The sequence below is a fragment of the Ancalomicrobiaceae bacterium S20 genome (assembly GCA_040269895.1).
Lineage (GTDB): Bacteria > Pseudomonadota > Alphaproteobacteria > Rhizobiales > Ancalomicrobiaceae > Methyloraptor > Methyloraptor flagellatus.
Window position 1 is genome coordinate 2,939,067 of sequence record CP158568.1, and the last position, 24,772, is coordinate 2,963,838.

23 protein-coding genes and 1 pseudogene are annotated in these 24,772 nt (G+C 68.8%); 12 read left to right on the plus strand and 12 right to left on the minus strand.

Annotated features, from left to right (window positions below; genetic code table 11):
• Positions 1 to 263 precede the first annotated feature (263 nt).
• Positions 264 to 2,540, minus strand: coding sequence for a glycine--tRNA ligase subunit beta (glyS, locus tag ABS361_13410; protein ID XBY43099.1), 2,277 nt, complete (start codon positions 2,538 to 2,540; stop codon positions 264 to 266).
• A 298-nt stretch (positions 2,541 to 2,838) separates the two neighbouring features.
• Between glyS and ABS361_13415 the strand changes: the two genes are divergently transcribed.
• Positions 2,839 to 3,117 carry a hypothetical protein gene (locus ABS361_13415; GenBank protein XBY43100.1) on the plus strand — a complete coding sequence of 93 codons (279 nt, stop codon included), beginning with the start codon at positions 2,839 to 2,841 and terminating at the stop codon, positions 3,115 to 3,117.
• Positions 3,118 to 3,235: 118 nt separating this feature from the next.
• Positions 3,236 to 4,123, plus strand: a complete 888-nt coding sequence (locus ABS361_13420; GenBank protein ID XBY43101.1) for a S49 family peptidase — start codon at positions 3,236 to 3,238, stop codon at positions 4,121 to 4,123.
• 16 nt (positions 4,124 to 4,139) lie between these two features.
• Here the strand turns inward: ABS361_13420 and ABS361_13425 are convergent, their stop codons facing one another.
• Entirely contained in the window at positions 4,140 to 4,823 is a 684-nt protein-coding gene (locus ABS361_13425; protein ID XBY43102.1) for a uracil-DNA glycosylase, read from the minus strand.
• Positions 4,824 to 4,912: 89 nt separating this feature from the next.
• On the opposite strand from ABS361_13425, the gene ABS361_13430 reads away from it, so the two are divergent.
• From ABS361_13430 to ABS361_13440, 3 genes are all read left to right on the plus strand, one after another.
• A complete protein-coding gene (locus ABS361_13430; protein ID XBY43103.1) occupies positions 4,913 to 5,185 on the plus strand; it encodes a hypothetical protein in 273 nt (90 codons plus the stop codon).
• A 125-nt stretch (positions 5,186 to 5,310) separates the two neighbouring features.
• Positions 5,311 to 6,984 (plus strand): electron transfer flavoprotein-ubiquinone oxidoreductase, encoded by a 1,674-nt coding sequence (locus ABS361_13435; GenBank protein XBY43104.1) that lies wholly within the window; start codon positions 5,311 to 5,313, stop codon positions 6,982 to 6,984.
• A gap of 210 nt (positions 6,985 to 7,194) precedes the next feature.
• Complete coding sequence (locus tag ABS361_13440) at positions 7,195 to 8,691, plus strand: diguanylate cyclase (protein XBY43105.1); 1,497 nt, start codon at positions 7,195 to 7,197, stop codon at positions 8,689 to 8,691.
• Between the two features lie 25 nt (positions 8,692 to 8,716).
• Here ABS361_13440 and ABS361_13445 read toward each other — a convergent pair whose 3' ends face one another.
• The gene (locus ABS361_13445) at positions 8,717 to 9,664 is read right to left on the minus strand and encodes an NAD-dependent epimerase/dehydratase family protein (protein XBY43106.1); all 948 of its coding nucleotides are present in this window, start codon (positions 9,662 to 9,664) and stop codon (positions 8,717 to 8,719) included.
• Positions 9,665 to 9,744: 80 nt separating this feature from the next.
• On the minus strand, positions 9,745 to 10,395 hold the full coding sequence (locus tag ABS361_13450; protein XBY43107.1) for a DedA family protein: 651 nt from the start codon (positions 10,393 to 10,395) through the stop codon (positions 9,745 to 9,747).
• Positions 10,396 to 10,615: 220 nt separating this feature from the next.
• Between ABS361_13450 and ABS361_13455 the strand changes: the two genes are divergently transcribed.
• The 3 genes from ABS361_13455 (at position 10,616) to ABS361_13465 (ending at position 12,866) form a co-directional block, all read left to right on the plus strand.
• Positions 10,616 to 11,092, plus strand: coding sequence for a type III secretion system chaperone (locus ABS361_13455; protein XBY43108.1), 477 nt, complete (start codon positions 10,616 to 10,618; stop codon positions 11,090 to 11,092).
• A 17-nt stretch (positions 11,093 to 11,109) separates the two neighbouring features.
• On the plus strand, positions 11,110 to 12,300 hold the full coding sequence (locus tag ABS361_13460; protein ID XBY43109.1) for a hypothetical protein: 1,191 nt from the start codon (positions 11,110 to 11,112) through the stop codon (positions 12,298 to 12,300).
• Between the two features lie 173 nt (positions 12,301 to 12,473).
• Positions 12,474 to 12,866 (plus strand): metalloregulator ArsR/SmtB family transcription factor, encoded by a 393-nt coding sequence (locus ABS361_13465; GenBank protein XBY43110.1) that lies wholly within the window; start codon positions 12,474 to 12,476, stop codon positions 12,864 to 12,866.
• Between the two features lie 53 nt (positions 12,867 to 12,919).
• Here the strand turns inward: ABS361_13465 and ABS361_13470 are convergent, their stop codons facing one another.
• Positions 12,920 to 13,507 (minus strand): hypothetical protein, encoded by a 588-nt coding sequence (locus ABS361_13470; GenBank protein ID XBY43111.1) that lies wholly within the window; start codon positions 13,505 to 13,507, stop codon positions 12,920 to 12,922.
• Between the two features lie 167 nt (positions 13,508 to 13,674).
• Here ABS361_13470 and moaB point away from each other — a divergent pair, with 167 nt between their 5' ends.
• Positions 13,675 to 14,238: a molybdenum cofactor biosynthesis protein B gene (gene moaB, locus ABS361_13475; GenBank protein XBY43112.1), complete on the plus strand. Its 564-nt coding sequence runs from the start codon at positions 13,675 to 13,677 to the stop codon at positions 14,236 to 14,238.
• A 58-nt stretch (positions 14,239 to 14,296) separates the two neighbouring features.
• Here the strand turns inward: moaB and ABS361_13480 are convergent, their stop codons facing one another.
• Complete coding sequence (locus ABS361_13480) at positions 14,297 to 14,971, minus strand: glycosyltransferase (protein XBY43113.1); 675 nt, start codon at positions 14,969 to 14,971, stop codon at positions 14,297 to 14,299.
• A gap of 202 nt (positions 14,972 to 15,173) precedes the next feature.
• Here ABS361_13480 and ABS361_13485 point away from each other — a divergent pair, with 202 nt between their 5' ends.
• The 3 genes and pseudogenes from ABS361_13485 (at position 15,174) to ABS361_13495 (ending at position 17,676) form a co-directional block, all read left to right on the plus strand.
• Entirely contained in the window at positions 15,174 to 16,403 is a 1,230-nt protein-coding gene (locus tag ABS361_13485; GenBank protein ID XBY43114.1) for a PA0069 family radical SAM protein, read from the plus strand.
• Between the two features lie 48 nt (positions 16,404 to 16,451).
• Positions 16,452 to 16,877 carry a VOC family protein gene (locus tag ABS361_13490; protein XBY43115.1) on the plus strand — a complete coding sequence of 142 codons (426 nt, stop codon included), beginning with the start codon at positions 16,452 to 16,454 and terminating at the stop codon, positions 16,875 to 16,877.
• Positions 16,878 to 16,993: 116 nt separating this feature from the next.
• Positions 16,994 to 17,676 (plus strand): annotated as a pseudogene (locus ABS361_13495) (ribonuclease HII).
• A gap of 241 nt (positions 17,677 to 17,917) precedes the next feature.
• Here the strand turns inward: ABS361_13495 and ABS361_13500 are convergent.
• The 6 genes from ABS361_13500 to ABS361_13525 form a co-directional block, all read right to left on the minus strand.
• Positions 17,918 to 18,409, minus strand: a complete 492-nt coding sequence (locus ABS361_13500) for an ATP F0F1 synthase subunit B (protein XBY43116.1) — start codon at positions 18,407 to 18,409, stop codon at positions 17,918 to 17,920.
• A gap of 10 nt (positions 18,410 to 18,419) precedes the next feature.
• Positions 18,420 to 18,971: a F0F1 ATP synthase subunit B gene (locus tag ABS361_13505; protein XBY43117.1), complete on the minus strand. Its 552-nt coding sequence runs from the start codon at positions 18,969 to 18,971 to the stop codon at positions 18,420 to 18,422.
• A gap of 368 nt (positions 18,972 to 19,339) precedes the next feature.
• Positions 19,340 to 19,564 (minus strand): F0F1 ATP synthase subunit C, encoded by a 225-nt coding sequence (locus ABS361_13510; GenBank protein XBY43118.1) that lies wholly within the window; start codon positions 19,562 to 19,564, stop codon positions 19,340 to 19,342.
• A 53-nt stretch (positions 19,565 to 19,617) separates the two neighbouring features.
• A complete protein-coding gene (locus tag ABS361_13515) occupies positions 19,618 to 20,376 on the minus strand; it encodes a F0F1 ATP synthase subunit A (protein XBY43119.1) in 759 nt (252 codons plus the stop codon).
• A 135-nt stretch (positions 20,377 to 20,511) separates the two neighbouring features.
• Entirely contained in the window at positions 20,512 to 20,937 is a 426-nt protein-coding gene (locus ABS361_13520) for an AtpZ/AtpI family protein (protein XBY43120.1), read from the minus strand.
• A 320-nt stretch (positions 20,938 to 21,257) separates the two neighbouring features.
• Entirely contained in the window at positions 21,258 to 24,716 is a 3,459-nt protein-coding gene (locus ABS361_13525) for an AAA family ATPase (GenBank protein ID XBY43121.1), read from the minus strand.
• Positions 24,717 to 24,772 lie beyond the last annotated feature (56 nt).

Here is a 24,772-nt window from a genome sequence, read left to right on the forward strand (position 1 = left end):
CGGCCGCGCTCTCGGCCTCGGCCTGCACGAGCTTGGCGGCACGCACGACCAGATTGTCGGCATCCGGGCCGATCACGTCGGCGAAGGGACCCTCGGCCGCGAAGGCGACTTGGCCGGGCGCGTCGATCGTCTCGGCGGTGACGCGGTCGCCGAAATGGGCGAAGGCGACCAGGGTATCGAGCAGGTGATAGCCGTCGCTCCGGCGCCCCACGACGTGGAGCGCCAGGTTCACCTTCGCGGGTGCGACGGCCGAGCGGGACACGTCATCCGCCGATCTTGCCGAAATCGGCGACCGTGTGACAGGCGGCGCGGATTTCCGAGAGCAGCTTCAGGCGGTTCTCGCGCACCGCGGCATCCGGCGCATTGACCAGCACCTTGTCGAAGAACGCGTCGACCGGCGCCCTGAGCCCCGCAAGCGCGGCCATCGCGGCTTCGAAATCCTCGGCCTCGACGGCGCGGGCGGCGGCGATCTTGGCGGTCTCGACCGCGTGGGAGAGCGCCTTTTCCTCCTCAACCTCGAAGAGATGCGCATGCGGCAGACCGGTGTAGGTCTCGCCCGCCTTCTTCTCCTCGGCGCGCAGGATGTTGGCGGCGCGGTTGTAGCCGGCGAGCAGGTTCTTGCCGTCGTCGGAGGCGAGGAATTTGGCCAGCGCATCGACGCGCTTGACGATCAGGACGAGGTCGTCCTGGCCAGAGAATGAAAGTACAGAATCAACAAGGTCGTGCCGAGCGCCGGAGTCCCTTAGTTGAACCTTGAGCCTCTCATGAAAGAAGCTGACGAGGCTGTCGATCGGGTTCGTTAGATGGTTCTCAACGATCCAATTCGGGTTAATTCCATAGTCGGAGAGCTTGCTCATAATGGCCAGTGCAGCCTCCGCCGTAGGAGGCGCCTGCCATAATTGCGATCGAATTGTTCTTGCTTGCTCCGCATTTGTCAGGATCACGTGCCTGTCGAGAACGCGCATGCCGGCAGAGATTAGGCGACGGGTGAGCTTAAGCCGCACCCCATTCTCCAGCACGATCCGGATCACACCCAGCGCCGCACGACGCAGCGCGAACGGGTCTTTCGACCCCGTCGGCTTCTCGTCGATGGCCCAGAAACCCACCAGCGTGTCGAGCTTGTCGGCGAGTGCCACCGCGATCGCGACCGGGTCGGTCGGCACGCGGTCGGACGGGCCCTGCGGCTTGTAGTGATCTTCAATGGCGGTCGCGACCGAGGCGTCTTCGCCCTGGCGCAGCGCATAGGTGCGGCCCATCAGGCCCTGCACTTCCGGGAACTCGCCGACGACTTCGGTCATCAGATCGGCCTTGGCGAGCATCGCGGCGCGCTCGGCCTTGACCGGATCGGCGCCGACGACCGGCGCCAGTTCGACCGCCAGCCGCGCGATGCGCTGGATGCGGTCCCACTGCGTGCCGAGCTTCTCGTGGAAGACGACCTTGAGCGCCTTCAGCTTTTCCAGCCGCTGGTCGAGCGGCTTGGTGGCCCGATGCGCGTAGTCGGGCAGGTCGGCGAGGTCGGTCAGCCAGAAATGGCGCGCGTCGGAGAGACGGGCGCGGATGACGCGGCCGTTGCCGGCGACGATCGCCTTGCCGTCATCCTTGGCGACGATGTTCGAGATCAGGATGAACTTGTTGGCGAGCTTGCCCTCGCCACCGCCCGGCTGGTGGTGATGCGAGCGGAGAACAAAACACTTCTGGTTGGCGCGGATGGTGGCGCGGATCACCTCGCCCGGCACTTCGAGGAATTCCTCCTCGAACGAGCCCATCAGCACCACCGGCCACTCGACGAGGCCGGCGACTTCCTCGAGCAGGCCCTCGTCCTCGATCAGTTCGAGCCCTTGCGCGAAGGCCAGATCCTTGGCGTCGTGCAGGATCATGTCCTTGCGGCGATCGGCGTCGAGCACGACGAAGGCCGACTGGAGCTTCGCCTCGTAATCCTCGAAGCGCTTCACGGTGATCGCCTCGGGCGCCATGAAGCGGTGGCCGTAGGTGACGTTGCCCGAGCGGATGCCTTCGACCTCGAAGGGCACGATCTCCGGCTCCTCGGTCTCCGGACCGAAGGTGCAGACGATCGAATGCAGCGGGCGCACCCAGCGCAGGCTGCCGGTGCCCCAGCGCTGGGACTTCGGCCAGGGGAACGAGCGGATCACCTGCGGCACCAGCTCGGCGATGATCGCGACGGCGTCGCGGCCCGGCTTCGTCACGGTGGCGACGTAGAAGTCACCCTTCTTCGGGTCGGAGACGATCTCGGCCTCGGCGAGCGAGGCGATGCCGGCGCCCTTCAGGAAGCCCTGGATCGCCTGCTCGGGCGCGCCGACGCGCGGGCCCTTCTTCTCTTCCTTGAGATCCGGCGAGCGGACCGGCACGCCGGTCACATGCAGCGTCAGCCGGCGCGGCGTCGCGAAGGCCTTGGCGCCCTCGTAGACGAGACCCGCGCCGACGAGACCGTCCGTGATCATCTTCTTCAGGTCGTCCGCGGCTTTGCGCTGCATGCGCGCGGGGATCTCTTCGGAGAAGAGTTCGAGAAGGAGGTCGGGCATGGCTCTCGGCTCGGGCAAATGAGGTGGGCGAGGGCTTAACAAGCTCGCCCCGGTTTGTCAGCCCTGTTTCCAAACTGGAAACGGCAAAAGGCTGCGATGCCCGCACGGCGGGCGTCCGCCCGCGCGGGCATCGGAGCCGGTATCGTGAGCCGGTATCCGGCCGATCGGTCGAATTCGAACGATCCCATTCAGGCTTCGGCGAGCCGCGTCTGCGACACTGCCCTTGGGACAGGGAAAGGGACGACGATGACACGGCCGGGCGCGACGAGCGCCCGAAGGCACGGAAAGGCGATACCCCATGGCGATCGGATCGATCGGATCCTCCTTCGGCACCATCGCGCCGCAGACCGCGGTTCGCGAGACGGCGCAGTCCGCGCGCGCCGAAGAGGCGAGCGCCGCCACCGACGAGGCCGAGGCGTCGCGTTCGCGCGAGCCCGCGCCAGCCGGCCAGCCGACGCAGTCCGCGCCGGTCGAGCGCCTGTCGAGCGGCGCGGCGCATGCCGCCATCGCCGCGCAGGAAGCCGGTCGGCGCAACACCTCGCACCAGGAAGCCTCGCGCGCCTACAGCCGAGGCTGACGGCCCCCCTTCTCTTGGCTGACCTCGGCACCGGCCCCCGCTTTGCGGGACGGCCGGCGCGTGCCTATGTTCGGTATTCGAACGCTCAGAGCTCGAACACCAGATGGAGGCCGACGGCATGGCGCGCGACACGGCGAAACGGGGCGGCTGGCGGGACTGGATCCCGGCGCGGTTCAGACGCGATCTCGTCACCGTGCCGGTGGTGCTGCTCGACGGCGCGATCGGCGTGCGCCAGCCGTTCCGCGGCTCGCTGTCGATCGAGAGCGTCGCCGACACGCTGGAGACCGCCTTCGAGATGAAGCGGGCGCCGGCGGTGGCGATCGTGATCAATTCGCCCGGCGGCTCGCCGGTGCAGTCGCGGCTGATCTTCGAGCGCATCCGCGCGCTCGCTGAGGAGCACGACAAGAAGGTCCATGTCGTGGTCGAGGATGTCGCGGCCTCGGGCGGCTACATGATCGCCTGCGCCGGCGACGACATCATCGCCGATCCGTCGTCGATCGTCGGCTCGATCGGCGTCGTCTCGGCCGGCTTCGGCTTCGTCGAGCTGATCGCCAAGCTCGGCATCGAGCGGCGCGTCCATACCATCGGCGAGCAGAAGGCGATCCTCGATCCGTTCCGGCCCGAAAAGCCCGAGGAGGTCGCCCATCTCGCGGCGCTGCAGCGCGACGTGCACGAGATCTTCGTCGATCTGGTGCGCGAGCGGCGCGGCCAGCGGCTGAAGCACGACGAGGATCTGTTCGACGGCCTGTTCTGGACCGCCCGGCGCGGGCTCGAACTCGGCCTCGTCGACGAACTCGGCGACCTACGCTCGGCCATGCGCGCCCGCTACGGCGACGACGTGCGGCTGAAGCTCGTCGACGAGAAGAGTGGGTTCTTCCTGTTCCGGGGCAAGAAGCCGGGCATCCGCGGCTTGGGCGCGGCCGGCGGCGCGATCGGGCTGGTCGATCCGGAGGCGGCGATCGCGGCGGTCGAGCGGCGCCTGATGTGGTCGAAGTACGGATTGTGAGCGAGGGCAACTGCCCTCACCCGCCCTTGGCGAGCGCCGCCTTCAGCTGCCGGAAGTCGCGCCAGGCGAACTTCTTCTGCAAGGGCTGGCGCAAGAGATAGGCCGGGTGCAGCGTCGGCAGCGCGTCGATCTCGCGGCCGTTGACCTGGTGCTTGAGCCAGCGGCCGCGCAGCTTGGTGATGCCCTCGGTCGTGCCGACGATGGCGCTCGCCGCCGCGCCGCCGAGGAAGACCAGCACATCCGGGTTGGCGAGTTCGATCTGGCGCAGCACGAAGGGCTTGCAGATCTCGGTCTCCTGCGGCGTCGGCGTGCGGTTGCCCGGCGGGCGCCACGGGATGACGTTGGCGATATAGGCGCCGGTCCGGTCGAGACCGATCGAGGCCAGCATGCGGTCGAGCAACTGGCCGGAGCGGCCGACGAAGGGGACACCCGCCTCGTCCTCGTCGCGGCCGGGTGCCTCGCCGACGAACATCACGCGGGCCTCCGGATTGCCGTCGGCGAAACAGAGCCGCCGCGCGGTCTGGCGCAGGTTGCAGCCCTCGAAGCGCTCCAGAATGGCGCGGAGCTCGTCGAGGCTCGCGGCCGAGCGCGCGGCCTCGCGGGCGGCGACCACCGCCTCCTCGCCGGGCAGGGCGGCCATGCCAGCCGGCCGCGCCGCCGGCTGCGGCGCGGGCTCGAAGCGCGGGCGCTCGGCCGGCATCGGCACGTCGCGGCGCGGGGCGGCGCGGTCGGGCGACGGGTCGACCGGACTTTGATTGTAGGAACGAGCCGCCGGCGGCTGGCCCGGCGATGGGGGAGCCCACGTCCGCGCGGATCGCCGCCTTGCGATGCACCGCCCTGCGGCGCGGCGCCGCGTGCGGCGATCATCGCGGCGCGTGCTTCGGCCGCCCGTTCGAGCTCCAGACGCGATTCCTCGAAGCGATCGACCGGCGTCTCGCCGAGCGCGAGGTCGACGCCGGACGCGGCATACCAGTCGAGGACCGCAGCGAGCGCATCCACGTCCGAAAATCCGCGCGACATCGAACCTTCCGCCACCTTGGCCGAACCCTGGAAGTCGTCTAAGGGACAGTCATCATAAAGGAGATGCGCTAGCGGTGCGACTCCGAAGCCCGCACGGAACCGCCCTTCGAGGGCAGCGTTCCGATTGCGGGCCACGCGCGCCGCAAACCCGAGGAACGGAGCGACCCATGGCCGAGACCGATCTGCCCGAACGCGAGAGCATGGAATTCGACGTCGTCATCGTCGGCGCCGGCCCGGCCGGCCTTGCCGCGGCGATCCGGCTGAAGCAGATCGCCGCCGAGAAGGGCGAGGACATCTCGGTCGTCGTGCTGGAAAAGGGCTCCGAGGTCGGCGCCCACATCCTGTCCGGCGCCGTGGTCGACCCGGTCGGCGTCGACCGGCTGCTGCCGGGCTGGCGCGAGGAGAGCGATCATCCGTTCAAGACGCCGGTGACCGAGGACCGCTTCCTGTTCCTCGGCCCGGCCGGCTCGATCCGGCTGCCGAACTTCGCCATGCCGAAGCTGATGGACAACCACGGCAACTACGTCGTGAGCCTCGGCAATGTCGCGCGCTGGCTCGCGCAGAAGGCCGAGGCGCTCGGCGTCGAGATCTATCCGGGCTTCGCCGCCTCGGAAGTACTCTACGACGATCAGGGCCGGGTCATCGGCGTCGCGACCGGCGACATGGGCGTCGGCCGCGACGGCGCCCCGAAGGACAGCTTCACCCGCGGCATGGCCCTGATGGGCAAGTATGTGCTGATCGGCGAAGGCGCGCGCGGCTCGCTCGCCAAGCAGCTCATCGCCAAGTTCGGCCTCGACAAGGGCCGCGAGCCGGCCAAGTTCGGCATCGGCCTCAAGGAGCTGTGGACCGTCGACCCGGCCAAGCACAAGCCCGGCCTGGTGCAGCATTCGTTCGGCTGGCCGCTCGACGGCAAGACCGGCGGCGGCTCGTTCCTCTACCACCTCGAAGACAACCAGATCGTCGTCGGCTTCGTGGTGCACCTGAACTACAAGAATCCGTGGCTGTCGCCGTTCGAGGAGTTCCAGCGCTTCAAGACGCATCCGGCGATCCGCGACGTGTTCGAGGGCGCCAAGCGCGTCTCCTACGGCGCGCGTGCCATCACCGAGGGCGGCTTCCAGTCGGTGCCGAAGCTGACCTTCCCGGGCGGTGCCCTCATCGGCTGCTCGGCCGGCTTCGTCAACGTGCCGCGCATCAAGGGCTCGCACAACGCCGTGCTCTCCGGCATGCAGGCGGCCGAGGCCGTCGCGGAAGCGCTGGCCGCCGGCCGCGCCAATGACGAGCCGATCGCCTACGACAAGGGCTGGCGCGGTTCGGACATCGGCAAGGACCTGCACAAGGTCCGTAACGTCAAGCCGCTGTGGTCGAAGTTCGGGACGCTCCTCGGTATTCCGCTCGGCGGCCTCGACATGTGGACCAACGAGCTGTTCGGCTTCTCGCTGTTCGGCACGCTGAAGCACGGCAAGCCGGACCATGCGAGCCTGGCGCCGGCCAACCTGATGAAGCCGATCCAGTATCCGAAGCCGGACGGCAAGATCTCGTTCGACCGCCTGTCGTCGGTGTTCCTGTCGAACACCAACCACGAGGAGGATCAGCCGATCCACCTCAAGGTCAAGGACATGTCGACCCAGATCGCCGACGAGTACGGCACCTATGCCGGCCCGTCGCAGCGCTACTGCCCGGCCGGCGTCTACGAGTGGGTGATCAAGGACGAGCGACCGACCTTCGTGATCAACGCGCAGAACTGCGTGCACTGCAAGACCTGCGACATCAAGGATCCGAACCAGAACATCAACTGGACGACGCCCGAGGGCGCCGGCGGTCCGAACTATCCGAACATGTGACGCGATGCAGGGAGCGGCCGGGGCCCGGCAAGGCACCGACCGCTCCCTGCTCACGGCGCCCAATGCCGCTAACGCATCACCGGGCGATCAAAAACTCGGACTTAATCGATGCAGATCGCCGATGCATGCAATGCGATCGGCCATCGTCATCCTTTATTGACCGGCGCCGCGCACATCTTCTCGTGCACCTATTACGCAAGAGGATGACGTATGCGTTGGGGGATCCGCATCCCCGAGAAGCCGAACGGAGCCGCGCTCGCTGCTCTGCTGCTCACGCACGTCACGGCCACTGTGCTGACCTACATGTGCACGGTCACGACGCTCGGCGAGGTCGTGATCTGGCTGCCGAACGCCGTCCTGCTCGCAGCACTCCTGCACTTCAAGGGTGAGCGCGCCTGGACGATGGCGGCGATCACCTTCGCGTCGGACTTCTTCATCGGTGCCGTCCGTTTCACCGTCGTCGAAGGAGGCTTCTACGGCCTGACCAACCTCGTCGAGGTCGCGATCGCCTATCAGCTGATGGCGCGTTTCGGCGCCTCGGCCCGGCTCGACAACATCGCCTCGTTCGGACGCTTCGTGGTCGCCGGCCCGCTGGTCGCGCCGATCGCCAGCTCGATCGCGGCAGCGCTGGCCATCCATTTTTCCGGCCGGGTCGATCTGCCCGTCGCCTCGCTGACGCTGCTGTGGTGGTACGGCGACGCGCTCGGCCTGCTGATCGTCACGCCGCTGCTGCTCGCGGTCCTCGATCCGCCAGAGACCGAGCCGAGCACCACCGCCTTCGATGCGGTGGTGGTGGTCGCGACCTGCGGGGTCGCGGTGCTGATCCTATCGGGTCTACCGACGCGGATCATCGGCGACGTGTCGCCGACCCCGACCGCGCTGCTGCCGGCCGTGCTGTTCATCGCGGCGCGCTACGGGCCGCGCGGCACGGCGCTGCTCGTCGCGGCGCTGTCGGTCGGCACGGCGTGGTCGCAAGCGGCCGGACACGCGCCGTTCGGGCCCGGCGAGACGCATGCGACGGTCCTGCGCATTCAGGAGTTCGTGGTCACGCTGTCGATCGTCGGCATGGGCTTCGCCCTGCTGCTCGCCGAGCAGCGGGGGCACGCACGGGTGCTCGAGGAGCACGTGCGCGAACGCACGGCGGCGCTCGAGGAGACCAACCGCAAGCTCTCCCGGCTGAGTGCGACCGACGGCCTGACCGGCCTCGCCAACCGGCGCCGCTTCGATCAGACGCTGGCCGAGGTCTGCGCGGTCGGCCGCGCCGACGGGGAGCCCGTCGCCGTGGCGCTGATCGACGTCGACCACTTCAAGGCCTACAACGACACCTATGGCCACCTCGCCGGCGACGACTGCCTGCGACGCATCGCGGAGGATCTGGCTGCCGCCGCGCAGATGCACGGGGGGCAGGCGGCGCGTTTCGGCGGCGAGGAGTTCGCCATCGTGTTCAGCGGGCTTTCCGGCGAGACGGCGGCGATGATCGCGGTCGATCTCTGCCGCGACATCCGCGCCCGCGCAGACGTGCATCGGGCCTCGGCCTTCGGCGTCGTGACGGTCAGTATCGGCGTGGCGGCCGCCATCGGCAGTGCGGCGAGCCCGGCGCGGCTGCTCGAGCGCGCCGATGCCGCGCTCTATCGGGCCAAGAGCGCCGGCCGTAGCCGCGTCGAGATCGACCGCGGGGCGCAGCCCATGCTGATCGTCCAGGCGTGAGTGCAGTCGAGACGCTGAACCCGTTTCAGGTCCGCACGCGGTGGCGGAACCACGCGGCCGTGGTCCGCAGCCCGGTCTCGAACGGCGTCGGGTCGTTCCAGAAGTGCCGGGCGAACTTCGATCCGTCGACAATCAGCGGCTCGCGGAACTGGTGTCGCAGTTCCTCGATCTCGGCGAGATCGGGCCTGAACAGACCGGCGATCGGCAGCAGGAAGGCCGGCAGGCTGCGGACCCGCGCGGGCACGCCGAGGATCTCGGCGGTCAGCGCGATCAGTTCGCGCGAGGTGCGGGTCGGCGCGTTGGGCACGTGCCAGGCCTGACCGTAGGCGCTGTCCGGCGCGCCGAGCAGGCTCTCGAGCGCGCGAGCGAAATCGGCGACATAGGCGTAGTCGTGGGGCACGTCGGGCGAGCCGATCCACTGGGCCGCCCTGCCCTGCGCGAGGCGTCCGACGGTCGGGTCGCCGAGCCAGGACGACAGGGCGAACGGGCCATAGAAGTCCGGCGCCCGGACCGCGGTCGCGAGCACCCGGCCCTTGGCATGGGCCTCCTGCCACATCTCGGTGATCTCGGCGCGGACGCGCCCCTTCGGGCCGACCGGCCGCATCGGCAGATCCTCCGTCAGCGGACCGTCGAAGGGGCCGTACATGTAGAGATTGTCGGCGAAGATGAAGCGGGCGCTCGCGGCCTCTGCGGCCTCCAGCATCGCCTCCATGGCCTTCGGCCACTGCGTCTGCCAGATCGCGGTGCGGTACGGCAGGCCGATGGTCGAGATCAGCGTATCGGCACCCTTGGTCGCCGAACGCAGCGATGCCGCGTCGAAGACATCACCCTTGCGATAGGTGACGCCGCGCGGCAGTCCTTCCGGCGAGTGGCGCTGCACCACGGTGACGCGCGCGCCGACCGCCGCGAGTCGTTCGGTCAGCGACCGTCCGACCGGGCCGTAACCGAGCACCACCACGCCGACGCCTTCCATGAATCCTCCGAAAGAACCGCTCTCGCCGATCGCGCCCGCGTCCTATAGCTCCTGCCATAGCACGGCCGACGCGCCGGTGATCAGCGACCGTTCGTCTCGTCTTGTTCTCCACGCGCCAAGGCGGGCGCCTTTCGGCGGATCAGCCACCAGGCAGCGGCGAGGCCGACGAGCAGCAGAATGCCGATCGTGCCGGCCTCCCAGACATGGCCCTCGCCGACCAGCTGGTAGACGATGCTCGCGGCGGCCCCCGGCGCGACCAGCACGGGGATCCACGCGATCGCCGAGAGCGTGTTGAAGAACTGGAACGGCCAATGCGGCATGGCCAATATGCCGGCGGCGAGCGGCACGCTCGCCCTGAGCGGGCCGATGAAGCGGCCGAAGAACACCGCCGCCCAGCCCCAGCGCGAGAATACGCGCTCGCCGGCGGCGAGCAGCTCCGGATGGCGGCGGAACGGCCAGATGTCATGCGCCCGGGGTCCGAGCCAGCGGCCGACCCAGAACGAGATGCCGTCGCCGAGTACCGCGCCAATGGTGCCGCCGACGAAAACGTCGAAGAACGGCAGCACGCCGGTTCCGACCAGCGTGCCGGCGGCGATCATGACGGTGGTCGCGGGGATCAGCACGCCGATGAAGGCGAGCGACTCGCCGAAGGCCATCAGGCCGAACACCACGCCGGCCCACTCGTGATGGGCCTCGATGAACTGCAGAATCGAATCGACGGAGATATCCAAGGTCGGCTCCGGTTCCGGCCGGACGATCGCGCCGACCGCCGCCAACATAGGTGCTCGACGGAAGATCGGACAGGGGCGCGAATGCGGATGGCCTCCCGACAGGCCGACCGCGACGCGCTAGCGCTCGGGACTTGTGCCGTAGGTCACACGGCGGCTGCGGCGGCACGCTAGAGTGCAACGGATGTCGCCGCCGCGACGTCATCACGGTCCCGGGTGTTCCATGAGCAGCAAGAAGCCACGATCGGTCGCTGTCGATCTGCTGATCCAGGACTATGGCGCCTTTCTCGGGATCGACAATCTCGCTTTCGATGACGAGAATCTGCTCGCCTTCAACATCGAAGGCAGCGAGATCACGCTCGATTGCCGATCCGAATCGATCGGCATCTTGCTCAAATCCCTGATGGCGATCCCGACCGACAGGGTCACGCCCGATCTGCTGTTCGCGCTGCACGGCATCAACTACGTGGCAGCGTCGCGGGGCATGGGTTCGGTGCTGCTCGACCAGGACTTCGGCGCCTGGGTCTGGATCGACCGGATCGACCCGCGCAGTCTGACGGCTGCCACTTTGCACGAGGTCCTCAATCGCGCGGCGAGCGCCGTCGCGTTCTGGAACCGCGAGATTCCCGATCTGCTCGGCCGTCTCGAAGCGCAGACGCCATACGAGCCGGCGGCCGACTTTTCAATGATCCGCGTCTGACCGGAGGGGGAACGGCAATGAGTGGGGTGTCCTCGACCAACGTCTCCGGCCTGTCGCGCGGGCTCGATCAGATCCTCAAGTCCTCCGGCGAAGGCACGGTCGGGGCGACCTCCGGCTTCGGCGTCACGGTGCAATCGCCGAACTTCCCCGGGATCTCCAAGGTCGAGAGCCCGTTCAGCCAGGCGTCGCGCGAGCAAGCGCTCGACGCCAAGCTCAATTTCAGCATGGCGCTCAAGGGCGAGTTCGGGCTCAGCGAGAAGGTGATCAAGTACATCGAGACCAAGATCGACATTCACAGCGACGCGCCGCTCAAACTGTCCGACGCCAAGGAGATCCTGTCCGAGCTGCACGTTCTGAACCAGGTCAAGAACGGCACGCTCGACAAGTCGCACATGCAGGGGCTCAAGCACTTCACCCTCGTGCCGAAGCCGAAGGAACAGGTGCAGGAGGCGATGTCCTACACCTCGCGCCGGTTTGCCGAATTCGGTCTCGACGCGTCGAAGGACGACACGCAGATCGATACGTTCGACAGCTCGTCGAGCTTCGGCCTGATCGACGACGAACCCTTGACATCGACGTCCCGGCGCGAGCGGCGTTCCGAGAGCGAGACCATCGTGCCGCAGGGCGGATCGGAGCCCCGGAAGCCGCCGGCCCCGCCGATGCTGAGCGTCGGCAACACCGGCCTGCAGGACTTTCTGAACAAGATCGGCGGCGACGACAAGGAAACCCGTGAGCCGTCGGACCGGCTGCCGGACCTCGGCATCGCGCCGAAGGAAGAGCCGAAGCCGAAAGACGCCGGCCCGGTCGTCGTTCCGACGACCTCGCGCGAAGGTCTGTCGCAGCTGGTCGAGGAACTGCGCAAGCGCGATGGCGAACCGGAGACGAAGACATCACAGCCGGAAACGCCGGACGAGATCCCGCCCAAGTCCGATCCGGTCGCCGAGAAATCCGGCAAGACCTCTGAGCCGCCGCCGATGCTGAGCGTCGGCAACAGCGGCATGCAGGACTTCCTGAACAGGATCGGCAACGAAGACAAGGTACCCCGCGAGCCCACCGACAAGCTGCCGCGCCTCGGCATCGCCCCCAAGGAAGAACCCAAGCCGAAAGACACGGGCCCGGTCACTATTCCGAAGAGCTCGAGCGAAGGCCTGTCGATGCTGGTCGACGAGTTGCGTAAGCGCGACATTGAAACCGGTGGCTCGCGATAGTCGAGTGACGCCCCGGAGCACCGATCACATTTGCTCGAAGTGGCCGGAAGAGGCGCGCTGCGGCGCGGCCGGCCGGGACGTCTCAGCGCTGGATGATTGAATTGGCAGGTGCTATCGCCCACATTAACGTCATCGCCTCGAATGTTCCCAGAGAGCCCAGCCCCCGAAGTGCCATGCGCCCTATCGCCCATCCCACCACAGACGAGATCAGCCTAGCGGGTCTGCTGCATGCGCTCGCGGATCCGATCCGTCTCGATATCGTGCGGCGCCTGTGCACGGCCGGATGCGAGATGAATTGCATCACTTCGGCCGCCGACTTGGCCGGCCTGTCCAAATCGACACTGTCGCACCATTTCCGCATCCTGCGCGAGGCCGGTCTGGTGCGCAGCGAGCGGCGGGGCGTCGAACTGCTCAACAAGTTGCGCCTCGACGAGATCGAGGCCCGTTTTCCGGGCTTGCTGCGCAGCATCCTCGCCGCCCGCGATGCGGAGGCTTGTTGCGGACGGAAGAGCGCAACCGTCGAAGACAGCGTGCAGGTGCGGTCGGAGATCGTGCTGACGACGTGACGGAGCACGGGACGATCGGGCCGGGAAAGCACCCGGATCGGAAGATCCCCGGATCAGGCGACCGCGCGATCGGCACGTCCCGCCTCGACGTGATCGGCGACCTGATCGACTCGCGTCCGGAGCCCGGCGAGCAGACGACGCCCCAAGGCGGGCGCGCGCAGCGACAGATCGTTGATCGCCGTGCGCGGCGCCAGCAGCAAGCGGCTCAGCACTTCAACGCGGACCTCGCATGGCGCGAGCACGTCCAGCATGTCGAGGCCGCCGCCCTGCCACGAGCCGGGTCGATCCTCGACGATCGTCAGAGGCTCGGACGGGTGCTGCGGAAAACGGAACACCGACCAGCGGCCGACCAGCAGGAACACGAAGTGATTCGGCCGGACCACGCGCGAGATCACGACATCGCCGGGATCGACGGTGACGAGGCGCGACCGGTCGAGCAGCCACGCGAGATCGCGATCGGTGACGCCCGCAAAGATCGGGAGTTCGCGGATCTCTTTCACCGTCATCGGCGCGCCTCCTCGTTCGTCCCGAAGCATCGGCCGCGCAAGCGCGCGTTCGACCTCCCCTAGTGTCGGGCTGGTGTGTAGTTTCCGCAATGCACAATTTGGCTCAAGACGAAAAGTTGCGACGTCCACAGGCAAGACCTATTCAATTTCCGCCATCCGTCGGACGCTGATCCATCGCCGCGGTCGCCGCCGCGCGGGACGTCCCGGAGTTTCGCTCGCGCGCCGGTGCGGCTAAGGTCGTCCGACCGCGCCGGGGCCGGCGCCCGTCTCGCTTCTTCCTCACGACCTCGGAGGTTCGCCGCATGTCCCGCATCGACGGATCAAAACCGTTCATTCCGGTCCGGATCGCCGTCCTGACGATTTCCGACAGCCGCACGCTCGCGGAGGACCGCTCCGGTCAGGCTCTCGCGGATCGGATCGCCGAGGCCGGTCACGAGCTGGTCGAACGGGCGATCGTGCCCGACGAGATCGAGGAGATCCGGCTCGTGGTGAAGGCGTGGATCGATGATCCGGCGATCGATGTGGTGATCACCACGGGCGGCACGGGCTTCACCGGGCGCGACGTGACGCCCGAGGCGGTCGAGCCGCTGTTCGAGAAGCGCATGGAGGGTTTTTCGGCGATCTTCCATCGGCTTTCGTTCGAGAAGATCGGCACCTCGACGATCCAGTCGCGCGCCACCGCCGGTGTCGCGCGATCGACCTTCATCTTCGTGCTGCCGGGTTCGCCCGGTGCCTGCAAGGACGCCTGGGACGGCATCCTGAAGGCACAGTTCGACTATCGGCATCAGCCCTGCAATTTCGTAGAGATCATGCCGCGGCTCGACGAGCATCTGAAGCGCGGCAAGCTCAAGCCGACGGCAGGCTGAGAACCCCGCCCCCCGATATCGCCGCGGGATATCGCCCCATCGTCTCCGCGGCGCCCCGTCAGAGCCAGCGCGACCGGACCGGCAGGCCGAGACCGTCGCCGAGCATGGCGAGCACCTCGCGGAAACTCGGCACGACATCGGCCGAGCCGGGACGGGTCAGCACGACCGCGTTGGCGCGGAGCTTCTGGATCGACCGGCGCGCGATGCGCCGCACCAGTTCGCCATGGCTTCGCGGCGTCGCGGCGCCGCGGATGCGATCCCAATGCCGGCGCGAGACGACCAGCGCCTGATCGCGCACGGGCCGACCGAGCAGCCGGCCAACGACGCGGATCGCCCGCTCGACCACGCGCGGGCGCCAGCCGTATTCATCGAAGACGAGTTGGAATGTCGCCGCCTGCCGCTCGGCGCGGCCGCCGCGCTCCGCCCGTTCGATGAAGCCCGCGACCTCGCGGAACCAGTCGCCCTCGAGGATCACGCCCGGCGACAGGATCATCAGCCAGGGCCCGCGCCGCGCCGCCTCGGCACCGGCGGTCGCCAGCGTGCCCCAATCGCGCGCCGCGATCACCACGGTACAGCCGGCCGCCTCCGCCACGACGCGCGTGCCGTCGGTCGAGCCGCCGTCGGCGACCACGACCTCGCGGACAATGCCTTCCGCCGCCGCCGGGACGAGCGCGGCGAGCGTGCGGGCGAGGCCCTCTTCGGAATCGTAGGTCGGAATGACGACGGAGAGCATCCGGGGATCTTGATCCAGGCCTCGGGAGGTCGGAGGCTGCGCTTCGCGCGATGCGCCGATCGCTTTGCCGGGAAACGTCAGATTTCGCCGAAAGCTGCCTCTATCACGGCCCGACGCCGCCACGCCAGCCCAATGGTGCGGCGCTTTGGCAAATGTTCTTGTTTTGTTCGAGGTTTTTGTCTAGCCTGGGGGCATGGCTCAGATGACTCGAACCCCATTTGCCGGACGACACCCCGTCTACGACGGGACGGCCGCCGCGGTCCAGGCCTTCGATCCGATCGCGGCGGAGGCCCCGCCGACGGAGGTCGGCGTCGAGGCCCCATCGACGGAGATCGGTGTCGAGGCACCGCCGACGGAGGTCGGCATCGAGGCCGGGCGGCGGCGCGGGCGCGGCGCGAGTTCGAACCGCAGCGGGCGCTACGAGAGCGAGGCGCGGGTCGCCGTCGACGACGGCTGGGACAGCCTCGACGACCTGCCGCCGCTCGCCACCCATGTGCAGATCGAGAAGCCGAAGAAGATCATCACCCGGAATTCCTCGCCGGACATCTCCTTCGATCGCTCGATCAACCCCTATCGGGGCTGCGAGCACGGCTGCTCCTACTGCTTCGCCCGCCCGACGCATGCCTATATGGGCCTGTCGCCGGGTCTCGATTTCGAGACCAAGCTGTTCGTCAAGCCGAACGCCGCCGACCTGCTGGCGCGCGAGCTCTCGGTCGCAGGCTACGAACCGAAGACGCTGGCGATCGGCACCAACACCGATCCCTATCAGCCGATCGAGCGGCGCTACCGCATCATGCGCGAGGTGCTCGAGGTGCTCGAACGCGCGAACCATCCGGTCGCGATCGTGACCAAGTCGGCGCTGGTCGCGCGCGACCGCGACATTCTCGGCCGCATGGCCGCGAAGGGTCTCGCCAAGGTCGCGCTGTCGGTGACGACGCTCGACCGACATCTGGCGCGGGCGATGGAGCCGCGGGCCTCGACGCCGGACAAGCGGCTCGCGGCGATCCGCGACCTCGCCGAGGCCGGCATTCCGGCCGCGGTGATGGTCGCACCGGTGATCCCGGCGCTCAACGATTCGGAGCTCGAGCGCATTCTCGAAGCCGCCCATGCCCATGGCGCACGCGAGGCCGGCTATGTGCTGCTCAGGCTGCCGCTCGAGGTCTCGGAGCTGTTCAAGGAGTGGCTGCTCGAACATTGCCCGGATCGCTATCGGCACGTGCTGTCGATCCTGCGTTCGATGCGCGACGGCAAGGATTACGACGCGACCTGGGGCAAGCGCATGAGGGGCACCGGCCCTTATGCGCAGACCATCGCCAAGCGGTTCGAGGTCGCGGCGCGGCGGATCGGGCTCAACAAGGGCGGCCGCACCAAGCTGCGCACCGACCTGTTCGAGCCACCGCTGACCACGGGCGTGCAACTGAAGCTGTTTTGACGGCCGGAGCGGAAAGGCCGCCAGTGACCGAAATCGGGGAGACGCGAGATGCGCGGACGTTTGACGGTGGTGACGCTCGGGGTCGGCGATCTGAAGCGCTCGACGGCGTTCTATGCGGGGCTCGGGTTCTCGATTTCGAGCGAGAGCCAGGACGCGGTGACCTTCATCGATGCCGGCGGCGTCGTGCTGTCGCTGTTCGGCCGGGTCGCGCTCGCCGAGGACGCCCACGTTCCGGCCGAGGGCAGCGGCTTCGGCGGCATCACGCTCGCCTGGAACGTCGGCAGCACGGCCGAGGTCGACACGGTGATCGCGGCCGCGGTCGAAGGCGGAGCACGCCTGCTGAAGCAGCCCGGTGAAACGTTCTGGGGCGGCTATTCCGGCTACTTCGCCGATCCGGACGGCTACCCCTGGGAGGTCGCCCACAATCCGTTCTGGCCGCTCGATGCCGACGGCACCGTGGCGCTGCCGGCCTGACGTCGGTCCTGCCCGCGCCCTTGGCGAAGGAGCGCGACCCATGCTGCCTTGGCAGCGACCGTGCCCACCCGATCGCGTGACTTGATTCCGGGCGGCGCGGCGGGCACGGTCCAGCCATGCGCAAAAGCGACTCGACCCTCCTGTTCGATCTCGACGCCGGCCCGGATTTCAGCATGGAGATCCGCGCCGGGGCACGCCGGGCGCCGGTCGCCGGCGTCGACGAGGCCGGCCGCGGCCCCTGGGCCGGGCCAGTGGTGACGGCGGCGGTCGTGCTCGACGAGGCGAAGATCCCGCGCGGCCTCGATGATCTGAAGGCGCTGACCGAAGCGCGGCGCGAGGCGCTCTACGACCTGATCTGCGCCGATCATCTGGTCGCGGTGACCTTCGCCTCGGTCGACCGGATCGACCGCATGAACATTCGCGGCGCGACGCTCTGGGCGATGGGCCGGGCCGTGCGCGCGCTCGGCGTCCTGCCGATCCACGTGCTCGTCGACGGCAGGACGTGCCGCCCGGCCTGCCCTGCCCCGGCGAGGCCGTGGTCAAGGGCGACGCACGGGCGCTGTCGATCGCGGCGGCGTCGATCGTCGCCAAGGTCACGCGCGACCGCATGATGGTGCGGCTCGCGCGCGAGTTCGACGGCTACGGCTTCGACCGTCACAAGGGCTACGGCACGGCCGAACACCAGCAGGCCCTCGACCGGCTCGGCCCCTGCGTGCTGCACAGGCGCTCGTTCGAGCCGATCCGGGTCAAGCTCGGCGACGCCGTGACGGTGCCGGAGCGGCGCCCAGCCCTGCTCTGAATGGCCGCAGATCGACCCGACAAGGCCCAACCCGGCCGACCCCGCCGGCGCACTCGGCCCCGGACCGCAACGAAGCGCCAGGCGCCCTTCCAAGCGCAAGGCTCCCGATCGGGGGCGCCGGTAGCCTGACTGCGTCTTGTCGGTATCCATCCGACCAGCCTCGATAGCAAAAGGCCCGCAGGGATCACCCGCGGGCCTTTGTTTATTGGTCTTGTTCTGGCCGTGCGTTCGGGCCGGACGATCAGTTCAGCTTGGCGCGAACCGTGGCGATGCCCTGGTCGACCAGCGCCGCGGCGGTCGCGCCCGGCACCTTGGCGGCGAGCAGCTTCTCGGTCGCGGACACCGCGACGTCGGCGGCGCGCGCGCGGACCTCGGCGATCGCCTGGGTCTCGGCCTGAGCGATCTTCGCCTCGGCCGCCTTGGTGCGGCGGGCGATCATCTCCTCGAGGGCCTTGTTGGTCTCCTCGGTGAGACGCTCGGCCTGCGCCTTGGCCTCGGTCACGATGGCCGCGGCCTCGCGCTCGGCCTCGCCGGCCTTGGTCTTGTACTCGGCGAGCAGAGCCTGGGCCTCTTCGCGCAGGCGACGGGCCTCGGTCAGCTCGTGCTCGATCTCCGTCGACTTCTTGTCCAGCGCCGCGCCGACCTTGGCCGGAACGCCGATGTAGAAGAGGATGGCGAAGAAGATCAGAAGGGCGACGAAGACCCAGAATGTAGCGAGAGATGTCGCGTCCATGAGAGCCTCCTCACTTCGTCAGGCTGGCGGAGACCGCGGCGGCGACCTCCTCGCGGCTGACGCCGGTGCCGATCAGGGTCGAGACGAGCGTCTCGGCGGTGTCGATCGCGATCTGATCGACGTCGGCCATCGCCTTGGCCTTGATGTCGGCGATCCGCGCCTCGGCGTCCGTGAGCTTCGCGGTCAGCGAGGCTTCGGTCGCCGCACGCTTCGCTTCGGTCGCGGCGGTCAGCTCGGCATGGGTGGCGGCCGCGATGCCCTGCGCCTTGGCGCGGGCCTCGGCGAGCGCCTTCTCATAGGCCGCGACGGCGGCGTCGGTCTCGGCCTTCAGGCGCTCGGCCTCGCCGAGATCGCGGACGATCCGGTCGCGACGGGTCTCGATGATGCCGCCGATGCGCGGGACCAGCAGCTTCGAGACCAGCAGAAAGAACACGCCGAAGGTCAGCGCGAACCACAGGATCTGCGAGGGAAAGGTCGACGGGTCGAAGGGCGGGAAGGCACCGCCGTGCTGGGCGGCCCCACCGTGGGCTTCGGTCGACGTGGTGTGTGCGGTCTCGGCCATGGGGCTACTCGATCTGGCGATCCGATCCGACCGGTCGCCCGTGCCGTCGAGGTTCCGGCTGCCCGAAACGCTCGCCCACACGGAGCCGGTCCGTGATTCGATCTTTCGGCCGGATCGCGGCGAACGGCGGGCCGTTCACCGCTGCGATCCCGACCATCGACAGGGCGACCCGCATCCCCGAAGGGTGCGCGGCGAACGCCCGGTCCCGGCACCCGCCCCTGAAACCGCCGACCGGCCGACCTCTCAACCAGAGAGGCGACCGGCGCCGGATCACGGGATAGCACGGGTGCCCGTGCAGCCGCTGCAGTCGGTCGGCGCCTCGATCGCTCGGGCGCGCCGACCGGACCTTGCGGCCGCTCCTTCGCCGATCAGGTGAACAGGACGATCAGCGCGACGAGGAGCGAGAAGATGCCCAGAGCTTCGGTCACGGCGAAGCCGAGGATCAGGCGGCCGAACTGGCCGTCGGCGGCCGACGGGTTGCGCAGGGCGCCGGCGAGGTAGTTGCCGAAGATGGTGCCGAGGCCAATGCTCGCGCCGGCCATGCCGAGGCAGGCGATACCGGCACCGATGTACTTCGCAGCTTGAGCGTCCATGGGAATTGCTCCTTGGTGGGATGGTTCGAACAGCGTGACCGATCCGCCCCGGCTCAGTGGCCGGGATGGATCGCGTCGTTGAGGTACATGCAGGTCAGCACCGTGAAGACGTAGGCCTGCAGGAAGGCGACGAGGAACTCGAGCGCGGTCATGGCGACCGTCATGCCGAGCGGAAGGATCGAGCCGATCGTGCCGATGCCGCCAGCGGCGCCGAGCATCACGACGAAGCCCGCGAAGACCTTCAGCGTGATGTGACCGGCGAGCATGTTGGCGAACAGACGGACCGAGAGGCTGACCGGACGCGACAGGAACGAGACGATCTCGATCGCCGTCACGAGCGGGATCAGCAGGGCCGGCACGCCGGAGGGCGCGAACAGGCCGAAGAAGTGGAAGCCGTGCTTCCAGACGCCGTAGATCACGACCGTCAGGATCACGATCAGCGCCATCATGAAGGTCACGATGATCTGGCTCGTCACCGTGAAGAAGTACGGGATCAGGCCCAGCATGTTCGCGACGAAGACGAACATGAACAGCGAAAACACGAGCGGGAAGAACACCATGCCCTGCTTGCCGGCGGCGTCGCGCAGCGTGCCGGCGACGAACTCGTAGGCCATTTCGGCAAGGAGCTGGCGCCGGCCCGGCACCAGGGCACGCGGCGAGGCGGCCCAGGTCAGAAACAGCGTCGTCACCGCGACGACCACGACCATGAACAGGGCCGAGTTGGTGAAGGACAGATCGTATTTCCCGATATGAATCGGGATGATCGGATTGATGTGGAACTGATGGATCGGATCGACCTTATCGCCAGCCACCTGTCCGTCTCCGCCGTCCTACGTCGCCGACCATGATGGCCGGACCGTCCCCACACATGATGCCGTCTCAAGGCGTCACCACCCCGACCGCACCCCGAATTCCCTGCCGCCGTCAGGCCATCGAGGCGGAACGCCTCAGATCCCCGGACCGCGACCGTCGCCCGACCCGGATCCAGACTTGGATCCCGGCTGAGTGACCATCCCCTGGGCGCGCAGGACGTTCAGGACGCCAGCCGCAAAGCCCAGGAGCAGAAACACAATCAGCCCCCAAGGGGCCGAACCGAACATCCGATCGATGAACCAACCGAGGCCGGCTCCCACGACCACACCGCCGACGAACTCGGATGCGAGTTTCACCGCCAGGGCGTAACCGGCCTTGGGCTCGTCACCCCGGACCCGCTCCGCTTCCGCGCGCCGCTTGTCCTGGAGCGTCTTCTCCAGTCCTTCGAGGCGCTCGGCCAGTCTTGCTTCATCGGCGGCGGAGCGTTGGGCGGCGCCGCCACCGGCAGCGCTCGACACATCGTTCCGGATCGGCTGCTGGTTGCTGTCGTCGCCGGTCATGACCACGTCCCTCGCTCGAAAACCCCTCGGTCAACTCGGTCTGACGTCCTCGGTTTCCCGAGGGCGTCCCTGATCGATGTCGATCGACGGGAAAACGGCCGGATCGCGGCGAACCGGGACGCGGCGTCCAAACCCCACCCCCCGAAGCCGGGCGCACCATAGTGGCGCGTCAGGAGTGTGTCAAGAAGAGGTGAATTTCGGCCATCGCTTTGAACATAAACGTTTTTCGGCGATTTCGAACACAGGCTGCACGAAGGTCGCAGCCGCGATGCCGCGGTGCAGCGCCGATCGGCCCGACGATGGCCGGTCCGCGGCGGATTTCAGACGGCCTCGAGGATTCGCTCGGCCGCCTCCAGATCGACCGAAACCAGCATCGAGACACCGCGCTCGGCCATGGTCACGCCGAACAGCCGATCCATGCGCGCCATGGTGATCGGATTGTGGGTGATCACCACGAAGCGGGTCGCGGTCTGCCGGGTCATGTCGACCAGCAGATCGCAGTAGCGCTCGACATTGGCGTCGTCGAGCGGCGCGTCGACCTCGTCGAGCACGCAGATCGGCGCCGGATTGGTCAGGAACACCGCAAAGATCAGCGCCATGGCCGTCAACGCCTGCTCGCCGCCGGAGAGCAGCGTCATGGTCGAGGGCTTCTTGCCGGGCGGGCGCGCCATGATCTCCAGACCGGCCTCGAGCGGATCGTCGGAGGCGACGAGCTGGAGTTCGGCGGTGCCGCCGCCGAACAGCAGCGTGAACAGCGCCTGGAAATGGTTGTTGACCGTCTCGAAGGCCGCCATCAGGCGCTCGCGCGCCTCACGGTTCAGATTGTAGATGCCCTGGCGCAGACGCTTGATCGCCTCGATCAGGTCGTCACGCTCGGCGGTCAACGCGCCGCGGCGCTCGTCGATCTCACGCGCCTCGTCCTCGGCGCGCAGGTTGACGGCGCCGAGCCGCTCGCGCTCTTGCCGGACGCGTTCCAGCCGGCGCTCGATGCCGTCTACGTCGGGGAGCGGCGCGCCTTCCTTGAGTTCGGTCAGGCCGACGAGGCCTGGCGGCGCGACGTCGAAGGCCTCGCGGATGCGGGCCTCGATCTCGATTCGGCGGTTGCGCGCGGCCTCGTAGCGCTCCTCGGCGCGGACCTTGGCCTCGCGGGCGCCGGACATGCTCTCGAGCGCGCTGCGCGCCAGCCGGTCGGCCTCGGCCTGGGCGCGCTCGGCGACGGCGAGGGCATCGGCGGCTTCGGCGCGCGCCTTCTCGGCTTCAGCGATGGCATTGACCAAGCGGCGCTGTTCGAGGGCGATCTCGCCCGGCCGCTCCATCAGCGCCGCCCGCTCCTCCTCGGCCTCGAAGGCGCGATCGGCGAGCACGGCCAGTTGTGATTCGGCATTGGTCGAGCGCGACAGCCAGCTCTCGCGTTCGCGGGCGATCGCCTCGATGCGGCGGACGCGCATCTCGGCTTCGCGCGATGCGCCCTGCAGCGCGGCACGGGCCTCGGCGACGCCGGCGCGATCGAGCGCGACCGCGGCGCGAGCATGGGCCAGCGCCTCCTCGAGGCCGACGACCGGCGGCAGGTCCTCGCGCGCCATCTCGGCCTCGACACGGGACGCGGCGATCTCCTCGGCGCTCGCGGCGAGCCGATCGCCGGCCTCGCGCAAGGCCGACAGGCGGGCCGCGACCTGGCCGGCCTCGCGTTCGATCCGGCCGAGCGCTTCGCGCGCATCGGCCTCGCGCTTCTGCGCGGCGCGGTGCGCCTCGCGGGCGAACCGTTCGGCCGCCTCCGCATCGGTCAGCGTCCGGCGCTTCGCCTCCGAATCGGCCCGGCGGTCGGCGACGATCTCGCGCGCCACCTCGACCTGGGTTTCGAGCTCGATCAGGCGGTTGCGGCTGGCGAGGCGCTGGGCGGCGGCGGTCGGCGCCTCGGCGGCGGCGGCGAGGCCGTCCCAGCGCCAGAGGTCGCCTTCGCGCGACACCAGCCGCTGGCCGGCGGCGAGGCGCTTCTGCAGGGCCGGACCGTCGGCGCGTGCGACGAGGCCGATCTGCGCCAGCCGGCGCGCCAGCACCGGCGGCGCCTTCACATAAGTCGCGAGCGGCGCGATGCCGTCGGGCAGCTTCGGGTCGGCATCGGCCGGTCCGGCGTCGCGCCAATGCACGGGCGCGGCCTCGTCGGCCGAGGCTTCCAGATCGTCCCCGAGCGCGGCGCCGAGCGCGGCCTCGAAGCCGGCCGCGACCGTGATGCGGTCGATGACCGGCGGCCACAGGTCCGCGGCACCGACGTTCAGGATCTTGGAAAGCGTCTTCGCCTCGGTCTCCAGCCGCTGCAACTCGCGCTCGGCCTCGGCCAGCGGTCCGCGCGCGGCGTCGGCGGCCGCGCGGGCGTCGCGATGGGTCTCCTCGGCGAGCGTGGCCCGGCTCTCGGCCTCCTCGGTCTCGATCGCGGCATCTTCAACAGCGACGCGCGCCTCTTCGAGTTCGGAGCCCTCGCCGAGCCGTTCGGCGAGCTCGGCCTCCTCGCGGGCGATGGTGGCGCGCTCGACCTCGGTCTTGCGGGCGCGCTCGGCGAGATCGGCCAGCGTGCGGTCGATCGCCTGCCGCGCGGCGATCGTCGAGGCGATCTCCTGCTGACGCTCCGACAGGTCGCGTTCGGAGGCAGCGAGCGCGGCCTCGCGTTCGGCGAGCGTTGTGCGCAGATCCTCGGCCTCGGTCTCGACCTCGGCATTGGCGGCGGCGAGCTCGCGCTCCTCCTCGTCGAGTTTGGCGAGCGCGGCGGCCATGTCGCGGGCGATGTTCTCCTCGCGGACGCGGTCCTGCGCCAATTGGGCGAGCCGGCGTTCGAGCTCGGCGATGCGCTCGCGGATGCGGCGCTCATCGGCCTCCAGCTCGCCGGCGCCGAGCCGCAGCCGCTGCAGGGCGGCGGCGCAGGCGGCCTCCTTGTCACGCAGGCCCGGCAGCGCATGGGCGGCGAGCGCCTGTTCGCGGGCGGTGCGCGCCTGCACCTCGGCCGTCATGGACACCGCCTTGTCGGCGTCGAGCAGTTGCGCCTCGGCCTCCGCGACCTGATCGCGCGCGGCGAGCCAGCGCAGATAGACGATGGTCGCCTCGGCGGAACGGATCTCGGACGACATGATCCGGTAGCGCGTCGCCTGCCGGGCCTGACGCTTCAGGTTTTCGAGCTGGCTCTCGATCTGAACCAGCACGTCCTCGAGCCGCTCGAGGTTCTGCTCGGCGGCCTTCAGCCGGATCTCGGCCTCGTGGCGGCGCGAATGCAGGCCGGAGATGCCGGAGGCCTCCTCGAGGATCGCGCGGCGCTGGGTCGGCTTGGCGGCGATCAACTCGCCGATCTGGCCCTGACGCACCATAGCGGGCGAGCGCGGGCCGGTCGAGGCGTCGGCGAACAGGAGCTGGACATCGCGGGCGCGAACGTCGCGGCCATTGATCCGGTAGACCGAGCCGGCCTCGCGCTCGATACGGCGCGTCACCTCCAGCGCGTCGGTGTCGTTGAAACCGGCGGGGGCGCGGCGCTCGCGATTGTCGAGGAAGAGCGTGACTTCGGCCGTGTTGCGCGACGGGCGATGGCCGGAGCCCGCGAAGATGACGTCGTCCATGCCGGACGCGCGCATGTTCTTGTAGGAATTCTCGCCCATGACCCAGCGCAGGGCCTCGACGAGGTTCGACTTGCCGCAACCGTTCGGCCCGACGACGCCGGTCAGCCCCGGCGCGATCAGGAACTCGGTCGGCTCCACGAAGGTCTTGAAGCCGAGGATGCGGAGCTTGTCGAATTTCACGAGGACAGGCCCTGGTAAGCGATGGCCGGGCCGCCCCGATCGTCATCGACCCGGTC